Genomic DNA, 19645 nt, shown 5'->3' on the forward strand with positions numbered 1-19645 from the left:
AATCCACCCAGCCTATTGGGCCGCGCTAGCCGACCTTTGGCAGACACGGACAAAAATGCCGTGCAGACCCTGTGGGAACCTCCATTCTGCGCTGGTCGAGTAGCTGCGCGAGGAACGAGCCGGCGTATCGAGACCGGGACGTTGTGGCCTCGATACGGCAGCTTCGCGGCCTACTCGACCCGCGAAGAACTAGGCCCGAAGCGACATCATGTCGATGTCGATCTCGGCGAGCATGGTGCGCAGCGTGGGCAGAGACATGCCGATCACGGTAGACGGGGCCCCCGTAACCGAGCGGATGAACGGTGCCGCGAGCCCGTCGACCGTGAACGCTCCGGCGACCTGGAGAGGTTCGCCGCTCGCGACGTACGCGTCGATCTCCTGCTCGGTGATGTCGGCGGCGAACTCCACCGAAGCGTGGGCCGTGGCGCCGAGCGCCCTGGCTGGCTCGCCGTTCTTCACCTCGATGATCCAGTGCCCCGAGTGCAACGTGCCGGTCTTGCCCCGCTGTTCGAGCCATCGGTCGCGGGCGACCTGGGGCTCGTGAGGCTTGCCGTAGATGATGCCGTCGAGCTCGAAGGCCGAGTCGCCGCCGAGAATCACCCCGTCGATCGGCTCGCCATCCGGCTGTTGCCCGAGAATCGCTTCGGCCTTCAACCGGGCCAGCAGAGTGACCATCGCCGAGGCATCCAGTTCGCCGTTCGAGTCGGTCGCGAGCCGCACCGCGGCCTCCTCGTCGACGTTCGACGGTACGACGACGGGTTCGATGCCGACCTGCCTGAGCAGGGCGAGGCGAGCCGGCGAGGTGGATGCGAGATAGAGGCGCACGGAGAGCACCGCCCTTTCGTATGGGATGCTCGAACCATGGCTGACGCGCAGGGAACACAGGTCGAGCTGGAGATTACCAACGTAGCCCACGGCGGAATATCGGTCGCACGACTCGATGGCCGTGTGGTGTTCGTCACGGATACTCTGCCCGGCGAACGAGTGATCGCACGCATCGCCGACGACGAGCACGCCTCGTTCTGGCGGGCAGAGACCGTTCGTGTGCTCGAGGCGTCTCCTCACCGCGTGCCGCATGTCTGGCAGGCCGCGTCTATCGATCGTGATCCCGATAACAGGGCAGGCGGAGCCGAGTTCGGCCACATCGACCTGCCGTGGCAGCGCGAGCTGAAGCGTCAGGTCATCGTCGACTCGCTCAAGCGGTTCGCCGGGCTCGAGCGCGAGGTCGAGGTAGAGGCGGTCGACGGCGACGACGAGCGTGGCGGGCTCGGCTGGCGAACGCGGGTGAGGCTGCACGTGGATGCCGATGGGCGCGTTGGTCCGTTCGCGGCCCGTTCGCATCGGGTCATCGCTGTCGACGATCTTCCGCTGGCGACGCCCGCGCTCGAGCACGAGGCTCCTCTGGGCGATCGAGTCGACGGCTCGGACTTTCCGGCCGATGGGTACATCGATCTGGTTGCGCCGTCGCAGGGCGCGCCTCGCTTCGTCACGTCGACGGAAACCCCGGAGCCTGGTCGAGGCAAACGCACCGCTGCGCGGCGTGGGCGCAGTATCACCGAGGTGGTCGACGGGCGCGAGTTCCTGCTCGACGAGCAGGGGTTCTGGCAGGTTCACCGCGGAGCCGCGTCGACGCTGTCTCGGGCCATCCGCAGCGAGGTACTCGACGATCTTCTCGATCCCGCCGCGTTCAACCTCGACCTTTACGGCGGCGTCGGGCTTCTCGCCGCCGCGCTGGGGGAGAAGGTCGGCTCGGGTCTCCGCATCACCAGCGTGGAAGGAAACGAACTGGCGACGGACTACGCGGCCGAGAACCTCAGCGAGTGGATCGGCGCGAACGCCGAGACCAACCGGGTCGACCGTTATCTGCGCCAACTCGAGAAGAGTGCGCAGGCCTCGGAGCGCGAGCGGCTGTCTCGCGCCACGGTGATTCTGGATCCGCCCCGCGCGGGGGCGGGCAAGCAGGTCGTCAACTCCCTGATCTCGCTCGATGTCGCCCAGGTCGTCTACGTCGCCTGCGATCCCGTCGCATTCGCCCGCGACGCGGGGCAGTTCGAGCGCGGCGGCTACCACGTGCGCTCGATGCGCGCCTTCGATCTCTTTCCCCACACGCACCACGTCGAATCCGTGGCAGTCCTCACCAAAGACTGACGTCCCACCGCGCGATGCAAGCCGTCCGTTACCATCGGAGTGACCACCAGGGGGAGGCCGCCATGATTCCCGCAGACGAGACCGCTACGGCAGATCGTCTCTCCGAGGCGACGGTGCGAGTTGCGATCGTCGACGATCACGAGTCGGTTCTTCTCGGCCTCAAGGCCGCGTGCCTCGAGGCCGGCTACGAGGTCGTCGCCGTCGGATTGACCGTTCCTGATCTCCTTCGCGCCCTCGGCACACGGCCGTCTGACGTCGTCGTGCTCGACCTCAGCATCGGGGACGGGCTCAGCGTCACGCACAACGTCGAGGCCGCGCTGCACAGCGGCGCATCGGTTCTGGTGCACAGCATCGCCGACCGCACCGCCAGCGTTCGTGAGGCGCTCGCTGCGGGAGCCGCGGGCGTCATCCCGAAGTCCGCAGCCACCAGCACCGTGATCGCGGCCATAGCCACCGTCGCCGCCGGCGGGGTGCTCAATAATCTCGAGTGGGCGAGTGCCATCGACGCGGACGCCGAGTTCTCCCGGGCCAAACTCACGGCACGCGAGCGCGACGTGCTGCATCTGTATGCGGCCGGACTGCCTCTCAAACTCGTCGCCGCCGAGCTGGGCATCGCCACTCCGACCGCGCGGGAATACCTCGACCGGGTGCGAGCCAAGTACGTGCAGGTGGGGCGCCCCGCTCCGACCAAGGTCGATCTCCTGAAGCGGGCCGTCGAAGACGGCATCCTGGCTCTCGGCGAGAACACCAGCGGCAGGTGAGCGCGTGTCTGTACCAGCTCGACCAGCGAGCAACGAGACCCGAGTGGCATCGGCGCCCCCCAGCATCCTGAATCGCACCCGTGGCTCGATCTCGCGAGCGCGAATCGAAACGGTGATGAGCCGAACCGCGGGAATCTTCGGAATCGTCTTCGCGCTGCAGGCGCTGCCCAACCTCCTGGCGTCGGGCGAGTACCTCTCGCCCGGGTGGGCGATCGCGATGCCGGTGGTCTTGTTCGCCGGCATGTTCGCGGTGCTCATCACCAGCATCATCGCGCGGGGAGTCGCCGCCGCCGCGGGGGTGATGGCGACCGTGTTCGTCTTGTCGCTCGTGCTCTGGCCGGCAGCGGTGGTGCAGCCGAACGAGACCGCGCCCACGAGCCGTGGCTGTGGTACCTCGTGACGGTGGCGACCGCCTATGCCGCGATCTCCTTCAACGTCTGGCTCGCCGGGCTCTACGTCGTGGTCGTGCCGATCATGTACGCGATCCTGCGCGCCCTGCCCTCCGGCGGAGGGGCGGACGCCGGCCTCGCTGCCCTCGACGCGCTGTATGTCTTCATTTTGGGCGCCTTCATCCTCATCCTGCTCACGACGCTGCGCAATGCCGCGGATCGGGTCGACCAGGCTCAGCAGGCGGCCATGCTGCGGTACTCGGTGGCCGTGAAGCAGGATGCGATGGAGGCGGAGCGTCTGCACGTCGATGCGCTGGTGCACGATCGCGTGCTCACGACTCTGCTGTCCGCATCCAAGAGCAACAGCGCCATGGAGCGCGACCTCGTCGTGGAGATGGCGCGGGACGCGCTCCGAGCCCTCCACTCGTCGGGCGAACCCGGCAATCCCGGATTCGAGACCACCCTCGGTGAACTGGCCGAGCGCCTCGCCAACGCGGCCCACGTACTCTCGCCCGGGTTCGACTACGCCCACGGATCGATCCCGCAGCGCACCGTGCCCGGCGACGTCGCCGAGGCGGTCTTCTCGGCTTCTGTGCAGGCGATGGTCAACAGCCTCCAACACGCCGACGATCCCACGGCCGACAAGGTCGCGATCGAGCGCACGCTCTCGGTGCATGCAGACAAGGGGGAGGGCTTCACCGTGCAGGTGTCGGACACCGGGGTGGGCTTCGATCCCGCTCAGGTTCCGCAAGAGAGGCTCGGGCTACGCGTCAGCATCCGTGAACGCGTTGCGACCGTGGGTGGAGCCGTGCAGATCAAATCAGTTCCCGGAGGCGGCGCCTCGATCGTGATCGTGTGGCCCGACCCCAACGGCGAGAGCACGGCCGAGCACATACGACGCGCCTTCGATCTCGGCGAGCAGGCATCATGATCTCGTCGCCCAGATTCCTCGTCATCGGTCTCGCGGCCCTGTTCTCCGCGTACCACCTCGTTCTCGCGCTCTCATCGATCTCGGTTCCGCGCGATCCGGCGCCTGTCGTCGTCGCCATGGTCCTGTACGCGGCTGCCACCGCAGTGAGCCTCTGGGCGCCCACGGCGAAACCGATGCCGGGCTGGAATGCGGCACTCAACGTGGCGGTCGGCCCTGTCCTCTCGATCCTCGTTCTGTCGCAGCTCGACCCGCACGCCGCGAACGGGTACGCGACCTGGTTCGTGGCCGGCGTCTTCACCCTGCTCGTGATCACGATGGTGCGCGGACAGCCGGTGTTCGCGTGGCTCGGCGTCGGCGTCACCGTGGTCGCGATCGTGGTGTGGGCGGATCCCCTGGCGTTGATCCTGACCGGTGTCTTCGGAGGCGCCATGTGGGTCGCGATCGCGCACGCCCTGTCGATCGCGCTGGTGCGTGCAGAGCAGGATGCCGCCCAGTACGCGCGCGCCGGCATCAAGGCGGCCGAATGGCAGGCCAATCAGGAGGCGCTTCTGTACGAGCGCAGGCACCGCCTCGAGCAGATGGACAAGCTGGCAGCTCCGATGCTGCGCCGCATCGTCGCATCCGGGGGAGATCTGGGAGTCGACGAGCGCCGCGAGTGCCTCCACCTCGAGGCCGCTATCCGCGACGAGATCCGAGGCCGGCTGCTGCTCACCGACGATGTTCGCGCCGAGGTGATGGCCGCTCGTCGACGGGGAGTTCACGTCACGATGCTCGACGACGGAGGGCTCGACGCACTGCCCGAGATGGACAGGCTCGCAGCGCTCGCCGAACTCGTCGATGTGGTCGGCGGAATCGATGCCGATCGGCTGATCATCAGAACCGGCACGGAGAACTCGGACACGGCCGTGTCGGTCGTGGGACTTCGCGAGACCGGCGACGACGGAACGGCGGCCGCTCTCGGCGACGACGACGGCGACGACGAGGTCACTCTGTGGCACGAGATCCGGAGGCCGTGAGTTCGTCATAGGAGCTACGCCTCGTACGCGGCTGAACGTAAAAGTGGGGCCGACGGTAATCCATCGGCCCCACAGTTACGAATCCGAGTCAGAGCACTAACCCGAATAGTGCTCTGACTCGCCCCCAGTTCACTGCCCGCTTACCCTAGATGGCAGTGGACTGGCGATGTTCATCCTGTAAGGAGAACACCTAGCAAAGTCATCATGACTCGACTCGGCTAGACGACACCAGTCGGCATAAATGAGGACACGCTTTCGAAAAGCGCTGAATCCCAGTAACGGCGCGGATTCACCCTCACAACCGCTACCTCGCGCGGCGCCATTCGCCTGCGCCGGGGTGGATGGGCGTGCGCAGGTCGCGGCGCGACTTCTCCCAGCCGCTCGCCGCGGGCGCGACCGCCTCTTTCGACGCCTCGGACGAGTTCGCGATGGCCGCCTGGAGTACGGCCGTGACGGCTGCGATCTGCTCGGGCTCGAGGTTCGGCGTGGTGATCGTGAACTCGATCGGCTCGGGGGCTGCTGCGTGGCGCGGTGTCGATTCAGTCACGCAGTCGAGGCTACATTAGGAGCACGACCTGGGGGAGGGGCGGATGTCTGCGACGCTCGGATTCATCGCGCGGTACCTGCGAACCATTCCGCTGAGCGTCGGGTTCGCCGTGCTCCTCGTCGTGACGTCGGTCGTGAGCGGCACGATCGCCGACTTCGTGTACCTCGATGCGCCCGAAGAGACCTGGGGCGCAGGTGTGACGACGGCGTCGAACGGCCAGTGGTGGACGTTCGTGACGGCTCTCGCCATTCCAGGTGACCCTGCTCAGCTGGTCGCCGGGGTGCTTCTCTCGCTCGTGCTTCTCGGAACGGCCGAGCGCGCGATGGGTGCGCGGCGTCTGGTCGTATCGTTCCTCGTCACGGGCGTTCTCGGGCTCGTCGTCGGCGTCTTCTTTCAGTGGATCGGCAGTCTCGCCGGCGAATGGTGGGCTGTCGGCACATCTCTCGACCTGACCCTCGACCCGCTGACGCCGATCGTCGGGAGCCTGCTCACGGCATCCGCGTTTCTGTCGGCGCTGTGGCGGCGGCGCATACGCGTCGTGAGCTTCTCGATTCTGCTGATGTTCGTGCTCTACGACGGCGACTCGTCGAACTCGTACCGGCTGTCGGCGGCAGTGATCGGGCTTCTTCTCGGGCGGCTGCTGGCACGCCGCGGCGAGCCCGTGGCGCCGCAGCGGAGCTCGCACGGCGAGGTACGCGTGCTGCTCGCAACGATCGTGGCGGTCACCGCTGTCGGCCCCGTGATCGCGCTCATCAACCCCGACGGGTTCGGTCCCTTCGCGGCGGCCAGCGAGCTGTTCCGCACTTTTCCCGATGCTGCGTCGACGACGTCTGAGTGCGCCGGAGCGACGAGTTCCAGCTGCGTGCACCAGCTGGCTCTGCTGAGTCTTGCCGGCCCCGGGCCGGTGCTGCTCACCTTCATTCCGCTGGTGTTGCTGCTCGTCGCCGCGTGGGGTCTTCGCAAGGGTCGTCGATTCGCCCTGTGGCTCGCCGTGCTGGTGAATATCGCATTCGCACTGCTCGCGTGGTTCTCGCTCGATGTCATGCAGACCCTGCAGACAGAGGGTGCAGGAGGGCCATCGCTCGATGTCGTCGACTACGTGGTCTGGCTCGGCAGTGCCGTCGTCGTGCCGATCGTGATCTCGGCCGTGCTCGTTGCCCGTCGGGTCCACTTCGACATCAGAGCGCCGCGCGAAGCGCTCATCCGGTTCACGTTGGTGTCGCTGGTGTCGCTCGTCGCGCTCTCTGTTCTGTATTTGGTCGTCGGATGGCTGACGCTCGGCAGCTACGTGCCGGATGCCACGCTGCCGCAACTCACCGCAGACGTGTTCCGGCGCTTCATACCGGTGAACTTCCTCGGCACCACGGGCCACGTGATGGTGCCGCGTGACGAGTTGACCCGCGTGATCTTCCACTGGGTGGGACCGGTGTTCTGGGCGATCGTGGTGGCGGGAATCCTGAGGGTGTTCTCGGCAACGGATCAGATCGTGCGGGTGGGCGATCCGCAGAGGTTCAGAGCGCTGCTCAAGCGCGGTGGCGGCGGCACCATGGGATGGATGGGAACCTGGCCCGGCAATGTCTACTGGTTCAGCGCCGACGGCGAGGCGGCCGTGGCATACCGCGTGATCAACGACATCGCGATCACGATGAGCGACCCGGTCTGCAGAGATGAGCGGGCGACCGAGACGATCCGTGAGTTCTCGGAGTTCTGCGACGCCAACAGCTGGACTCCGGTCTTCTACAGCGTGCACCCGCACTTTCTGCCCTCGTTCGACACCCTGGGGTGGCAGTACATGTCCGTCGGCGAGGAGACGCTCATGCATCCGGTCACCCTCGATATGGCGGGCAAACCGTGGCAGAAGGTGCGGCAGGCACTGAACCGCGGAATCAAGGAGGGACTCACCACCCAGTGGCTGAGCTATGACGAGCTCACTCTCTCGCAGTCGAATCAGATCAACGCGATCTCCGAGGCCTGGGTCTCTGAGAAGGAGCTGCCCGAGATGGGCTTCACTCTCGGGGCCCTCGAGGAGATCAAAGACCCCGATGTGAAGCTGATGCTCGCACTCGACCCGGAGGGCGCCATCCAGGCCGTGACGAGCTGGTTGCCCATGTACCGTGACGGGGTGCCGGTGGGCTACACGATCGACTTCATGCGTCGTGCAGATGGGAGCATGAACGGAACGATGGAGTTCCTCATTGCATCCGCCGCACTCTCCATGCAGAAAGACGGTATCGAGGTGCTGAGCCTGTCGGGTGCGCCTCTCGCCTCCAAGCCGCTGACCGCGGGCGAGGAACCGCCCGCTCCGACGGTGATGACGGGTCTTCTCGAGTTCCTCGCCAAGACGCTGGAACCCGCCTACGGATTCTCGACGCTCTTCCGCTTCAAGGCGAAGTTCAATCCCACGTACGAGACGATCTACATGGCGTACGCCGATCCGCTGGAGCTGCCCGCCATCGGAGCTGCCGTGGGCAAGGCCTACCTGCCGACGGTGTCGGCGAAAGAGGCGGTCTCGCTGGTGCGCACCCTCGCCGCGAAGAAGTAGCGCGCTCGGCGCCACCCTCGCAGACCCCCGAGCGCGCCGTTAGCGGGCGAACGCGCCGTTCGGGAGCGAGCGTTCGCCCGCTGAAGGCGCGCTCACTGCCGCTTCTCGCCGTCTAGCGGCCGAACGCGGAATGCGTCCGGGTGGTTCGGAGGCACCTGGATCACCCCCATCTCCAGAAGGCGTTGAGTGAGTCTTCGTGGGGATACGGCGATCGACCAGTCCCACCGGCCGAATCCATCGCTCTGCAGACGGAGCCAGTCCTCTCGGAGCTTCTCGTCCCAGAGCGCCTGTTCCGGCGTTCTACCCCTCAGAAACACGGGATCTTCATACTTGGCGCGGCCATCCACTTCACCGATGGTCTTCGCGCCGCGAAACCAATAGTCCACGAAGGCATGTTCTCCGTTCGGGCCCCAGAACTCCTTCTGGAGCTCGGGCTGCGGAAACCGGCAGCGCGCCATCGTGACTCGACCCGCCGATTCGGCTACCGACTCCGCAAGGGGGCTTGCGAACTCGACGACACGGGCGGCTCGCGACGAACCCCGGAATCGTCCTAGCGCCGAGAGAACCGCCCGAAGTTCGTCGCGGCTCGTCATCTCGTTGTGCAGTGCGTAATCGGCGGCGGCCACAGCTGACATGAAGGGCGCAGACGAGGCCAGATCGATGACGGTGCGCGCCGCACCGGTCACGCGTACTCCATCGAGAAGCGTGAGTTCTGCATGCTCGAAGCCGAGCGCATGCCGTCGAATGCGATCGTGCGATCGACCGCCACGTGCTTTCTCGGCGAGTAGATGCACCTCGTCGAGCCAAGCCCCGATCACCGGCAGGCGCCACAACGCCGCAGCGGAGTAACCCCACAGCACGACATCCGCTCGCCGGCTGTTGGCCACGCCGAAGACACGAGCACGGTACCGCTCGGCCGCGTTCCAGGCGTTCCATTCCTGTTCAGGAGCGTAGACACCGTGGCTGATACGCAGGAGTTCACCCCGCGCCGCTCGACCCCGAAGTGAGGAGTCGTCACCGACAAGTAACGAGCGCTCACGCACGTACAAGAGCCTGTCTTCGGGGTTCTTCTGGGGCATGGCGACAGCTTGCCCTCGGATTCGGGCTCCGACCTGCCGCGCTCTCGTTTCCGTGAACGGTTCACCTCGGTCGTCGTCGGTGGAGGAGCGGACGACGAACCGATACGGCTCCCAAGCGCGCCATCAGCGGGCGAACGCGCCGTCGTGGTCGGCGCGTTCACCCGTCAAGGGCGCGCTCGCGTCCCGGTGGCGTCGTCGGGCGTGCTCGGCGCCGGTCTTCGCTTGCGTCAAGCCCTGCCGCCAGCGCCGGTGGTCGCCGTAGCGTCGTAGCCATGAGTACATCGAACTTCTCTCCCCGTCGCGCCATCGTCACCGGATCGAACTCAGGGATCGGACGGGCCACGGCCCTCGCTCTCGCCGAGGCGGGCCTGGATGTCGGCATCACGTTCCACTCCGATTCCGACGGTGCCGAGGAAACGGCCGAGATGGTGCGCTCGCTCGGCCGTGACGCCCACATCGCCCAGCTCGACACCGGCGAGCTCGACTCCGTTCCCGGAACGATCACTTCTCTCATCGAGAAGCTCGGCGGCCTCGACGTGTTCGTCAACAATGCCGGGGTCATGGATGTCGCACCATTTCTCGAGGTGGATCTGGAGACCTGGCGTCACACGATCGCCGCCGATCTCGACGGTGCTTTCCTCGCCATCCAGACGGCGGCGAAGACCATGGTCGAGCAGGGCGCGGGCGGACGCATCATCGGGGTGACGAGCGTGCACGAACACCAGCCGAGAGTGGGGTCGAGTGCCTACGACGCAGCGAAGCACGGATTAGGCGGACTTCTGAAGACAGCGGCGCTCGAGCTGGGGCAGCACGACATCACCGTCAACGCGGTGGCTCCCGGCGAGATCGCCACACCCATGAACGACATGACCGACGAGGATGCGTTCACGACGCACCGGCCCGGCATCCCGCTCGGACGCTCCGGCATCGCGGGCGAGATCGCGTCGGTGATCGCGTTTCTGGCGTCACCCGCGTCGAGTTACGTCACCGGCGCATCCTGGGCCGTCGACGGCGGCATGCTGCAGATGGGGCCGCAGGGCGGGTCGCACCTCACGACCGACGACTGGCGCGGCGCAGCGAGCGAGTAGCGCCGTGCGCTGATCGAGTAGGCGCGCGACGGAGGAGCCGGTGTATCGAGATCGCCTTCGGTGGTCTCGATACGCTTCGGCCGCGGGCGGCCTCGGCTACTCGACCGGCGCGGAGAGCCGCGGGCGGCCTCGGCTACTCGACCGGCGAGGAGAGCCGCGGGCGGCCTCGGCTACTCGACCGGCGAGGAGAGCCGCGGGCGGCCTCGGCTACTCGACCGGCGCAGGCGCTTACAGCGGGATGTTGCCGTGCTTCTTCGTGGGGAGGCTCGCGCGCTTGGTGCGAAGCGCTCGGAGCGCCTTGACGACCGCGACGCGGGTGGCTGCGGGCTCGATCACACCGTCGAGTTCGCCGCGTTCTGCCGCGAGGAACGGCGACGCCACGTTGTACGTGTACTCGTTGGCCAGCCTCGTGCGCACGGCGGCCACGTCTTCGCCGGCCTCTTCTGCCCGCTTGATCTCGCCGCGGTAGAGGATGTTGACCGCACCCTGGCCGCCCATGACCGCGATCTCGGCGGTGGGCCACGCGAGGTTGATGTCGGCACCGAGCTGCTTGGAGCCCATCACGATGTACGCGCCGCCGTAAGCCTTGCGGGTGATCACGGTGATGAGGGGAACGGTGGCCTCCGCGTAGGCGTAGAGCAGCTTCGCGCCGCGGCGGATGACGCCGGTCCACTCCTGGTCGGTTCCCGGAAGGTAGCCGGGCACGTCGACGAGAGTCAGGATCGGGATGGAGAACGCGTCGCAGAAGCGCACGAACCGCGCCGCCTTCTCACCGGCCTCGATGTTGAGCGTTCCGGCCATGGCGTTGGGCTGGTTGGCCACGATTCCCACTGAGCGACCCTCGACGCGGGCGAAGCCCACCACGATGTTGGGTGCGTAGAGCGGCTGGGTCTCGAGGAACTCGCCGTTGTCGACGATGTGCTCGATCACCGTGTGCACGTCGTAGGGCTGGTTGGGCGAATCCGGGATGAGCGTGTTGAGCTTGCGGTCGGCATCCGTGATCTCGAGCTCGACCTCGCTGTCGTACACCGGAGCATCCGACAGGTTGTTGTCGGGCAGGTAGCTGATCAGTCCTCGCGCGAAGTCGAGCGCGTCTTCCTCGTCGCTCGCAAGGTAGTGCGAGACGCCTGACACGGTGTTGTGGGTGAGAGCTCCGCCGAGCTCCTCCATGCCCACGTCTTCGCCGGTGACCGTCTTGATGACATCGGGGCCGGTCACGAACATCTGGCTGGTCTTGTCGACCATGATCACGAAGTCGGTGAGGGCGGGGGAGTAGACCGCGCCACCCGCCGCCGGGCCCATGATGATCGAGATCTGCGGGATGACTCCCGAGGCCTGCGTGTTGCGGCGGAAGATCTCGCCGTACTTGCCGAGAGCGACGACGCCCTCCTGGATGCGGGCTCCGCCGGAGTCGAGCATGCCGATGATCGGCACGCCGGTCTTCAGGGCGAGGTCCATGACCTTGATGATCTTCTCGCCGGCTACCTCGCCGAGCGAGCCGCCGAAGATCGTGAAGTCCTGTGAGTACACGGCGACCTGGCGCCCGTGGATCGTGCCGGTGCCGGTGACGACCGCGTCGCCATAGGGGCGCGACTTCTCCATGCCGAAGGCCACCGTGCGGTGACGCACGAATTCGTCGATCTCGACGAACGATCCCGCGTCGAGCAGTTCTTCGATGCGTTCGCGGGCGGTCTTCTTGCCCCGGGCGTGCTGCTTGGCGATTGCCGCCTCACCGCTCGCGGTCACGGCCTCGTGGTACCTGTTCTTCAGGTCGACCAGCTTGCCCGCTGTGGTGTACATGTCCGGCGCCTGTGCAGTTACGTCTTCGCTCACCGGTTCACTCTACCGGCCAGCCATCGCCGCCAACCGTTGGTTGATTGCTACAAATTTGCCGCGCATCCGTTGGTTCGAGTCCGTGCGCCGCACCGCCGAGGGGCAGGCGCTGCGCCTAGGGTGATGCCTATGAAACTGCCCCTCAGTTCCGCCGTCGCCGAGCGTCTCGACTGGCTTCCGAGCGTCGGATCGACGAACGACGCGCTGCGCGAGCGTGCCACAGGGCCGGATGCCTCGGCCTGGCCCGATCTCTCGGTGGTCGCAACCGACACCCAGACCGAGGGCAGGGGCAGACTCGGCCGAACCTGGACCGCGCCCGCCGGCAAATGTCTTGCCGTGTCGGTTCTGCTGCGGCAGCCGATCGGCTCGTCGGTTCTGCCGCCCGACAGCCTCGGATGGCTGCCGCTGATGGCGGGCGCCGCCATGACCCAGGTCGTGCGTTCCCTCATCGAGGGAGAGGTGGGTCATGCGTCGAGCGTGCATCACCGCCCGGTCGCCTCGCTCAAATGGCCGAACGATGTGCTGATCGATGGGGCCAAGGTCAGCGGAATCCTCAGCGAACTCGTGCCCTCGACCGGCGTCATCGTCGGGGCGGGTCTGAACGTCTCTCTCACTCAGAGCGAGCTGCCCGTCTCCACGGCCACCTCGCTGCTGCTCGCCGGCGTGCAGCACGCGTCTCTCGATGCGGCGCTCGCGGGCTACGTCATCAATCTGTCGCGGCTCTATCGCGACTTCGTGCGATTCGAGGGCGACGCCGTGCAGAGCGGACTCCACGCCCTCGTCACGGCGCTGTGCGGCACGCTCGGCAGCCCCGTTCTGGCCGAGCTGCCCGGGGGCGAGGTCGTCTCGGGCATCGCCCGCGAGATCGATGAGTTGGGCCGCATCGGCATCGATCGCGACTCGGATGGCTGGAGAGTCGTCGTGGCCGCAGGGGATATCACCCACCTGAAGGTTTAATAGCCCCATGTCCGCTCCGAAGCACCCGCGTCCGAGCTTCGGCGCGCTCATCCACGGCCCGGATGCGCAGACAGAGGTCTTCGCGGACGGGCGGCCGGCGGCGCCCCGCCCGGCCCCCGCGCCGAGCGCATACGACGAGACCGTGGTGACCGAACGCATCCGGCCCCTCGGCCAGCCGCCCCGCCAGTCTGCCTACGGCGCCCCGGATGCGACGGGCCCGGCCCCCGAGGCAGCCGAACCCGAGCGCGTGGTCGCCAAGTTCCGTTCGCACGGGCGTCGGCTGTTCTTTCCCACGATTTTTCTGATCGTCATTGCCGGTGCGACCGGGTACTTCTCGGGATGGTTCGCCGAGGAGTGGCAGAACTGGTCCGTGCTCGCCGCGGGCGCGCTGCTCGCCGTTCTGTTCTTCGTCGTTCCTGCCGTGAAGTGGTTGAGCATCCGCTACGTGCTCACCACCCGGCGCGTCATCCTGCGCCGAGGGCTGCTGGTGAACACGCGCAGCGAGGTGATGCTCGCGCGAGCGGGCGATCTGACCGTGCGCAAGTCGGTGCTGCAGGCGATGTTCCGCACGGGAGACGTTCGCATCGGCACTGCACCAGGCGAGTACGCCGTTCTGCGCGATGTGCATCGGGCAGACCTGGTGTCCGAGGTGATCGGGGACCTCATCGAAGCGCAACACGTTCCGGCTCATGCCGTGAGGTTTCGGAGACCCGAGTCGGAGAATTCGTGGTGGGACGAACAGCAGCCCCATCGAGCGGAGTAGCCTCTCACCATGTTGGAATTCAAAGGCGAGAAACTCGAGCAGGTCTGGGTCGGCAACGAGCACGTTGCGAACATTCGAGAGGCCTCCGGTCACGGCGAGGGGCCGTTCATCATCGAGACGGTCGACGGCGTCGAGATCCACCAGGCGGCCGACCTGCACCTCGCGGAGCTCTGGGTCGCGCAGCACTCCGACAGCATCCTGGGCCGCCCGAACTAAGCTGTACGCGTGGAATATCGCGTAGGTGTCATCGGTGGCGGTCAACTGGCTCGAATGATGATCCCGGCGGCGGTGAATCTCGGCATCGATCTCAAGGTGCTCGCTGAGAACGCCGACTCGTCGGCCGCGCTGGCCGCGACCGAGGTGGGCGACTATCTCGATCTCGACACGGTGATGGCTTTCGCCCAGACCGTCGACGTGATCACCTTCGACCACGAGCACGTGCCGCAGGCCATCCTGCACGCGCTCGTCGAGGCGGGTCACGATGTGCGGCCAGGGCCGGATGCGCTGCTGTACGCGCAAGACAAGATCCTGATGCGCGAGAAGCTCGAGCAGCTCGGTGTGCCGGTTCCCATCTGGGCCGCGGTGTCGAATGCCGACGAGCTCGCGGCGTTCATCGCCGATAACGGTGGTCATGCCGTTGTGAAGACCCCGCGCGGTGGATACGACGGCAAGGGCGTGCGCGTCGTGTCGCACGCCGACGAGGCCGCCGACTGGTTTCTCGCGCTCGCCGAAGACGGCAACGGGGGAGCCCTGCTCGCCGAAGAGCGGGTCGATTTCTCCCGGGAGCTCGCTCAGATGGTCGCGCGCCGACCGTCAGGCGACATGCAGCTGTGGCCCGTGGTCGAGTCGATTCAGCGAGACGGGGTCTGCGCCGAGGTCATCGCCCCCGCGCCGCGGAGTGCCGGCCGCGTGGCCGACGTGGCCGCCGACATCGCCACGACCATTGCGGAGGGCCTCGGCGTGACCGGAGTCTTCGCCGTCGAACTCTTCGAGACCACCGACGAGCGTCTGCTCGTGAACGAGCTGGCGATGCGCCCGCACAACACCGGCCACTGGTCGATCGACGGCTCCACCACGAGCCAGTTCGAGCAGCACTTGCGAGCCGTCCTCGACCTTCCGTTGGGTGCGACCGGATGCCGCGACACCTGGTCGGTGATGGTCAACGTGCTCGGCGGGCCCACCGAGGGAACGCTGGCCGACCGCTATCCCGCAGCTTTCGCCGATCAGCCCACGGTCAAGTTCCACAACTACGGCAAGGCCCCGCGCCCCGGCCGCAAGGTCGGGCACGTGACCGCCGGCGGCGAGGACCTCGACCAGGTCGTGTTCGAGGCCCGCGCCGCCGCGGCTTTCTTTCAGAACTGAGGTTCGGGTCAGCCGACCGATCGCAGGGTGAAGCCGTCGAAGTAGACCAGGTGGCCGCCGGCGTACATCCACCAGAATGCGTCGGTGGGGATGCTCCAGAGAACCTCTCCGGTCTTGGCGTCATACGCTGTTCCGGTTCCATCAGCAATCGAGTAGTTGTAGAGAGTGCCGTAGGCGACCCTCTGCATCCTCGGCTGGGTGAAATCCGTCAGACGCGCGCCCGTGGCCTGGTCGAAGCGGCACGGCTGGTCGGCCAGAGTGTCGAGAAGGAGAGCGTCGTTATCGGCGGAGATGCGGACGACATAGGACGCATCCGCTGAGGCCCTGATGCCGCATCCCGTAGCATCGGCCGTCCAGATCGTGTCGCCCGTCTTCCCATCGACCAGGGAGATGTTCGTGGGAGAACCGACGACGAATTGTCCGTTGCCGACTTGGGGGCCGACGTCGGCAAGGTCGCCCAGCTTCACCGCGGGGGTCAGAACCTCGTTCACTGTCGATCCCGCATCTTCCGTCCTGGTCCACAACTGCTCGCCGTTGTCATCGAGGCCGGTGAGGATGACGGGGATCTGAGGATCGGTGAGGTTCGACGGGCGGATCGTGTATCCCGTGAAGAACCTGTAGTCGAGGAAGCCATCTCTGTATGACACCGCGCCGGTGGTGAGGTCGAGAACCGCCGATGAGACTCGTGGCTGCCCCGGTCGGGTGTACGTCAGCGCGGTGAATCCGAGGCCGTTCGTCACCTCCTTGATACCGACGGCGGTTCCCTCGACGCGGGTGCTCCAGACGGGATTCTGCGCGTTGCGGGGGTCGAGGCGTTTCACTGTGCCGTAGGCAGCCTCTTGACCGTTCGCGTCGAGCTCTCGGAAGCTCGCGTACACGTCGCCGGAATCGCCGGGTACCGGACTGACCTCCGACACGTGTTGCCCGCCGCTGCTGGGCTCGAAAGCGGCCACGGTCTGACCCGTAGCGAGGTCGAGGACCTCGCTGGGCCCCGCGCGGTCTCGGACGGAGTCGACGAGGACTCGGCCCGAAGTGCCGAGCACGGTTGTGTCCACCTCGGCAGAGCCCTGACCTTCGGATTCCGTGTCCCAGTGCCAGTCTCGACTCCACAGCAGTTTTCCCGATGACGTGTCGACGAGGCTCAAAGTCATTCCGTCGTTCGTGCGAAGACAATTGACATTGTCATCGGTGCGGATAGGCCCGACTTGCACGAGTGCGAACCCGTCCGAGACCGTGTATGCCTGCCTGATCTGACATGGTTCATCCGAATGAGGCAAGTCGAGCGACCAGCCCGTGCCGCTCGGGGCGGAGGGGACGTCGTGAGGGAGGATCGGAGCCTCGCTGACGGTGACGGCAGGTGGCGGCAGCGTGACGGTCGTCGGGGAAGGCGTGGGAGTCGTCGTCGGGGGAGTAGCGGTAGTGGTGGTCGGGACGGCACTCGGGGCGGGTGAACCGAACAGGGAGTCACGGTTCAGAGCGAGTGCCGTGGAACCCGATGCGACGATGCCGGTGATGATGAGTCCGGCCAGAAATGCTCGAAGATGACTGGTCCGACGTCGCGGCTCGGCTTCGACGTTCTCGATGAGAAGTTGCCGAATGGCGGCACTGCGCTTCGGACTGAATTTCGGGTTGTCAGTCATTTCGCACCTCCCGAGGTGATTGCTGTTCGGTCCATGGCCTCGGTGGTGAGGGTGGAAAGTCTTTGTTTGGCGCGTGAGAGACGCGATTTCACCGTGCCGACGGGAATACGAAGTGCCGACGCTGCCTCGGCGAGGCTGAACTCCTCGAGCACGCACAGGGTGATGATGTTCTGGTCGTTCGACGACAGCTGCGCGAAGGCGCTGTTGACGCCGCGACCTCGAGCCGACGAGTCCATCTGCTCGTCGATCCGGTCGAATTCCTCATCCCCCTCGAGCTCCGCCGGAGGGATGCGATCGATGACGGCTCTGTAGCGTCGCATGCTGCGCACGAAGTTATGGGCTACGTAGTTGGTCGTGACGAGGAGCCACCCGATCATGGTCTCGTTGACCAACGTGACCGTCTTGCGCCGCCGCCAGAGCTCGAGGAAGACGACCGCTGTCACATCCTCGGCGTCATGCGTCGTCCTCATCAGGCGCAGTGCCTGACCGAAGACGCGGTCGCGGTGCCTGTCATAGAGCATCGCGAACGCCCCGGAATCGCCTCCACGAGCCAGCTCCCATAGGGCCGGCTCGTTCACTAGTTCTGTGCCCATACCTCATAGTGTCCGGTCGGCCGGAAAAGGTTCCACCGGTGCTGCGTGCCGCAGCGGCTTTCTTCCAGAACTGACGCTTACCATGGGCCAATGCCCGCAAACACGCCTCTCGTCGGTGTCATCATGGGGTCAGACTCTGACTTCTCGGTGATGGCCGACGCCGTCGCAGTCCTCAACGACTTCGGTATCTCCCACGAGGTGCAGGTCGTCTCGGCTCACCGCACCCCCGAGAAGATGATCGATTACGGGCGCTCCGCTCGAGATCGCGGGCTCAAGGTCATCATCGCCGGCGCCGGGGGCGCCGCTCACCTGCCCGGCATGATCGCCGCGGTCACGACCCTTCCGGTCGTCGGTGTTCCGGTTCCGCTCGCCCGTCTCGACGGTCTCGACTCGCTCCTGTCGATCGTGCAGATGCCCGCCGGCATCCCGGTCGCCACCGTCTCGATCGGCGGCGCGAAGAACGCCGGCCTCATCGCCGTGAGTATTCTCTCCACCTTCGATGACACGCTCGCGGGAAAGCTCGGCGACTACCGCGAAGAGCTCACCGCCCTTGTCGAGCAGAAGAACCAGGACCTGCAAGCACGCCTATGACTACAGTCAACGCTCCCATCCGCTATCCGGATGTGGCCTCCCCGAAAGTGATGACCGCCCGCGCCTGGGTTCTGGTCGTGCTCAACTTCGTGCTTCCCGGATCTGCACAGGTACTCGCGGGCAGTCGGCGTCTGGGGCGCTTCGGCCTCGGCTGCACGCTCGCGCTCGTCGGACTCGCCATCGTGGCAGGCGTGGTCTATCTCATCTGGCCCCAGATGATCTTCTCGGTCTTCACCAACGAGTGGAGTCTCTGGGCCGTTCAGATCATCCTCATGGCCTACGCCGTTCTGTGGGTGGTCCTCGCGCTCGACACGCTTCGCCTGGTGCGGCTCGTTCGCACGCGCCCCAAGGCTCGCGGCTGGATCGCGGGCTTCACCACCGTGCTTCTGGTGTTGTTCGCGGGCGGCGCCGGTTACGGCGCCTACCTCGTGAACGTGACGCGTGACACGGTCGCATCGATCTTCGCGGTGCAGGCGAATGCCGCGCCGCCCGTCAACGGCCGCTACAACATCCTGCTCCTCGGTGGAGACGCGGGGGCGGATCGTGACGGACTCCGCCCCGACAGCATGACTGTCGTCAGTATCGAGGCCGACACGGGCCGGGCCACCATGATCGGTGTGCCGCGCGACCTGCAGCAGGTGCCGTTCCCCAAGGGCTCGCCGCTCATCGGCTCCGACTACGACGAGAACGGCACGGGCGTCTACGACTGCGGCTCCGATTGCCAGATCAGCTTCCTCTACCCGCGCGTCGAGGCGTACGACCAAGACCTCTACCCGAACGCCGAGGCTGAAGGATCGAATGCGGGTATCGAGGCGACCAAGGATGCGATCGAGGGTGCGCTCGACATCTCTATCCAGTACTACGTGCTGATCGACATGCAGGGCTTCGCTCAACTCATCGACGCTCTAGGCGGCGTCGACATCAACGTCACCGAGCGGCTTCCGATCGGAGGCGACGAGAACCTCAACGAGGTCGAGGGCTGGATCGAGCCGGGCCAACAGCATATGGATGGGACGACAGCCCTTTGGTACGCCCGGTCCCGCCATACGACGAGCGACTACGACCGCATGGGCCGCCAACGTGAGCTGCAGACGGCGATCCTGACGCAGTTCCAGCCGGCCAACGTGCTGAGCAAGTTCCAGGGCATCGCCCAGGCGGGTGCCGACGTGGTGAAGACCGACGTTCCGCAATCCACGCTCGCCTACTTCCTCGACCTCGCGCTCAAGACCAAGAATCTCCCGGTCGACAGCGTCGAGCTCGTGCCGCCGAATGTCGATCCCGAAGATCCCGATTGGGATGCCGTGAGGCAGTCCGTCAATGACGCGCTCGTGCTGAGCTCGTCGAAGACGACGAACCAGTAGGCGCGAGCCAACCGGCATTCGGGTGCGCGTTTCCGCCGGTCGGC

19 protein-coding genes are annotated in these 19645 nt (G+C 66.3%); 13 read left to right on the forward strand and 6 right to left on the reverse strand.

The features are described from left to right. Positions 1 to 189: 189 nt before the first annotated feature. Positions 190 to 825, reverse strand: a complete 636-nt coding sequence (locus CCK87_RS02245) for a Maf family protein (RefSeq protein WP_086460335.1) — start codon at positions 823 to 825, stop codon at positions 190 to 192. Between the two features lie 36 nt (positions 826 to 861). On the opposite strand from CCK87_RS02245, the gene CCK87_RS02250 reads away from it, so the two are divergent. The 5 genes from CCK87_RS02250 to CCK87_RS02270 all read left to right on the forward strand — a co-directional run bounded on the left by CCK87_RS02250 (position 862) and on the right by CCK87_RS02270 (position 5245). After that, complete coding sequence (locus tag CCK87_RS02250; RefSeq protein WP_086459872.1) at positions 862 to 2148, forward strand: TRAM domain-containing protein; 1287 nt, start codon at positions 862 to 864, stop codon at positions 2146 to 2148. A 62-nt stretch (positions 2149 to 2210) separates the two neighbouring features. Next, on the forward strand, positions 2211 to 2909 hold the full coding sequence (locus CCK87_RS02255; RefSeq protein ID WP_086459873.1) for a response regulator: 699 nt from the start codon (positions 2211 to 2213) through the stop codon (positions 2907 to 2909). Positions 2910 to 3021: 112 nt separating this feature from the next. Further along, positions 3022 to 3309, forward strand: a complete 288-nt coding sequence (locus tag CCK87_RS02260; RefSeq protein WP_140162742.1) for a hypothetical protein — start codon at positions 3022 to 3024, stop codon at positions 3307 to 3309. Further along, the gene (locus tag CCK87_RS02265) at positions 3306 to 4229 is read left to right on the forward strand and encodes an ATP-binding protein (protein ID WP_086459875.1); all 924 of its coding nucleotides are present in this window, start codon (positions 3306 to 3308) and stop codon (positions 4227 to 4229) included. The genes CCK87_RS02260 and CCK87_RS02265 overlap by 4 nt, the downstream gene beginning before the upstream one ends. Then, positions 4226 to 5245 carry a hypothetical protein gene (locus tag CCK87_RS02270; RefSeq protein WP_086459876.1) on the forward strand — a complete coding sequence of 340 codons (1020 nt, stop codon included), beginning with the start codon at positions 4226 to 4228 and terminating at the stop codon, positions 5243 to 5245. Before CCK87_RS02265 ends, CCK87_RS02270 begins: the two co-directional genes overlap by 4 nt. Positions 5246 to 5549: 304 nt before the next feature. Here CCK87_RS02270 and CCK87_RS02275 read toward each other — a convergent pair whose 3' ends face one another. Next, complete coding sequence (locus tag CCK87_RS02275; RefSeq protein ID WP_249273666.1) at positions 5550 to 5792, reverse strand: acyl-CoA carboxylase subunit epsilon; 243 nt, start codon at positions 5790 to 5792, stop codon at positions 5550 to 5552. 43 nt (positions 5793 to 5835) lie between these two features. Between CCK87_RS02275 and CCK87_RS02280 the strand changes: the two genes are divergently transcribed. Beyond that, a complete protein-coding gene (locus CCK87_RS02280) occupies positions 5836 to 8334 on the forward strand; it encodes a DUF2156 domain-containing protein (RefSeq protein WP_086459877.1) in 2499 nt (832 codons plus the stop codon). Positions 8335 to 8426: 92 nt separating this feature from the next. Here the strand turns inward: CCK87_RS02280 and CCK87_RS02285 are convergent, their stop codons facing one another. Beyond that, complete coding sequence (locus CCK87_RS02285; RefSeq protein ID WP_086459878.1) at positions 8427 to 9413, reverse strand: hypothetical protein; 987 nt, start codon at positions 9411 to 9413, stop codon at positions 8427 to 8429. A gap of 272 nt (positions 9414 to 9685) precedes the next feature. On the opposite strand from CCK87_RS02285, the gene CCK87_RS02290 reads away from it, so the two are divergent. Further along, positions 9686 to 10501 (forward strand): SDR family oxidoreductase, encoded by an 816-nt coding sequence (locus CCK87_RS02290; protein WP_086459879.1) that lies wholly within the window; start codon positions 9686 to 9688, stop codon positions 10499 to 10501. A gap of 228 nt (positions 10502 to 10729) precedes the next feature. On the opposite strand, the gene CCK87_RS02295 is transcribed toward CCK87_RS02290, so the two are convergent. Beyond that, complete coding sequence (locus CCK87_RS02295) at positions 10730 to 12301, reverse strand: acyl-CoA carboxylase subunit beta (RefSeq protein WP_044441817.1); 1572 nt, start codon at positions 12299 to 12301, stop codon at positions 10730 to 10732. A 162-nt stretch (positions 12302 to 12463) separates the two neighbouring features. Here CCK87_RS02295 and CCK87_RS02300 point away from each other — a divergent pair, with 162 nt between their 5' ends. Genes CCK87_RS02300 through CCK87_RS02315 form a run of 4 tightly spaced genes read left to right on the forward strand, consistent with a single transcriptional unit; the run spans position 12464 to position 15416 of the window. After that, positions 12464 to 13291: a biotin--[acetyl-CoA-carboxylase] ligase gene (locus CCK87_RS02300; protein ID WP_086459880.1), complete on the forward strand. Its 828-nt coding sequence runs from the start codon at positions 12464 to 12466 to the stop codon at positions 13289 to 13291. Between the two features lie 7 nt (positions 13292 to 13298). Continuing rightward, positions 13299 to 14054 (forward strand): PH domain-containing protein, encoded by a 756-nt coding sequence (locus CCK87_RS02305; RefSeq protein ID WP_086459881.1) that lies wholly within the window; start codon positions 13299 to 13301, stop codon positions 14052 to 14054. Between the two features lie 9 nt (positions 14055 to 14063). Continuing rightward, complete coding sequence (locus tag CCK87_RS02310; RefSeq protein WP_085482441.1) at positions 14064 to 14270, forward strand: hypothetical protein; 207 nt, start codon at positions 14064 to 14066, stop codon at positions 14268 to 14270. A 9-nt stretch (positions 14271 to 14279) separates the two neighbouring features. Beyond that, complete coding sequence (locus CCK87_RS02315) at positions 14280 to 15416, forward strand: 5-(carboxyamino)imidazole ribonucleotide synthase (RefSeq protein WP_086459882.1); 1137 nt, start codon at positions 14280 to 14282, stop codon at positions 15414 to 15416. Positions 15417 to 15424: 8 nt separating this feature from the next. Here the strand turns inward: CCK87_RS02315 and CCK87_RS02320 are convergent, their stop codons facing one another. Beyond that, entirely contained in the window at positions 15425 to 17056 is a 1632-nt protein-coding gene (locus CCK87_RS02320) for a PQQ-binding-like beta-propeller repeat protein (RefSeq protein WP_086459883.1), read from the reverse strand. Next, a complete protein-coding gene (locus tag CCK87_RS02325; RefSeq protein WP_086459884.1) occupies positions 17053 to 17649 on the reverse strand; it encodes a sigma-70 family RNA polymerase sigma factor in 597 nt (198 codons plus the stop codon). The genes CCK87_RS02320 and CCK87_RS02325 overlap by 4 nt, the downstream gene beginning before the upstream one ends. Before the next feature lie 90 nt (positions 17650 to 17739). Here CCK87_RS02325 and purE point away from each other — a divergent pair, with 90 nt between their 5' ends. Next, the gene (purE, locus tag CCK87_RS02330) at positions 17740 to 18240 is read left to right on the forward strand and encodes a 5-(carboxyamino)imidazole ribonucleotide mutase (protein ID WP_086459885.1); all 501 of its coding nucleotides are present in this window, start codon (positions 17740 to 17742) and stop codon (positions 18238 to 18240) included. Next, complete coding sequence (locus CCK87_RS02335; protein ID WP_086459886.1) at positions 18237 to 19601, forward strand: LCP family protein; 1365 nt, start codon at positions 18237 to 18239, stop codon at positions 19599 to 19601. Before purE ends, CCK87_RS02335 begins: the two co-directional genes overlap by 4 nt. Positions 19602 to 19645: the final 44 nt, after the last annotated feature.

The sequence above is a fragment of the Agreia sp. VKM Ac-1783 genome, from assembly GCF_900177765.1.
Classification (GTDB): Bacteria; Actinomycetota; Actinomycetes; order Actinomycetales; family Microbacteriaceae; genus Agreia.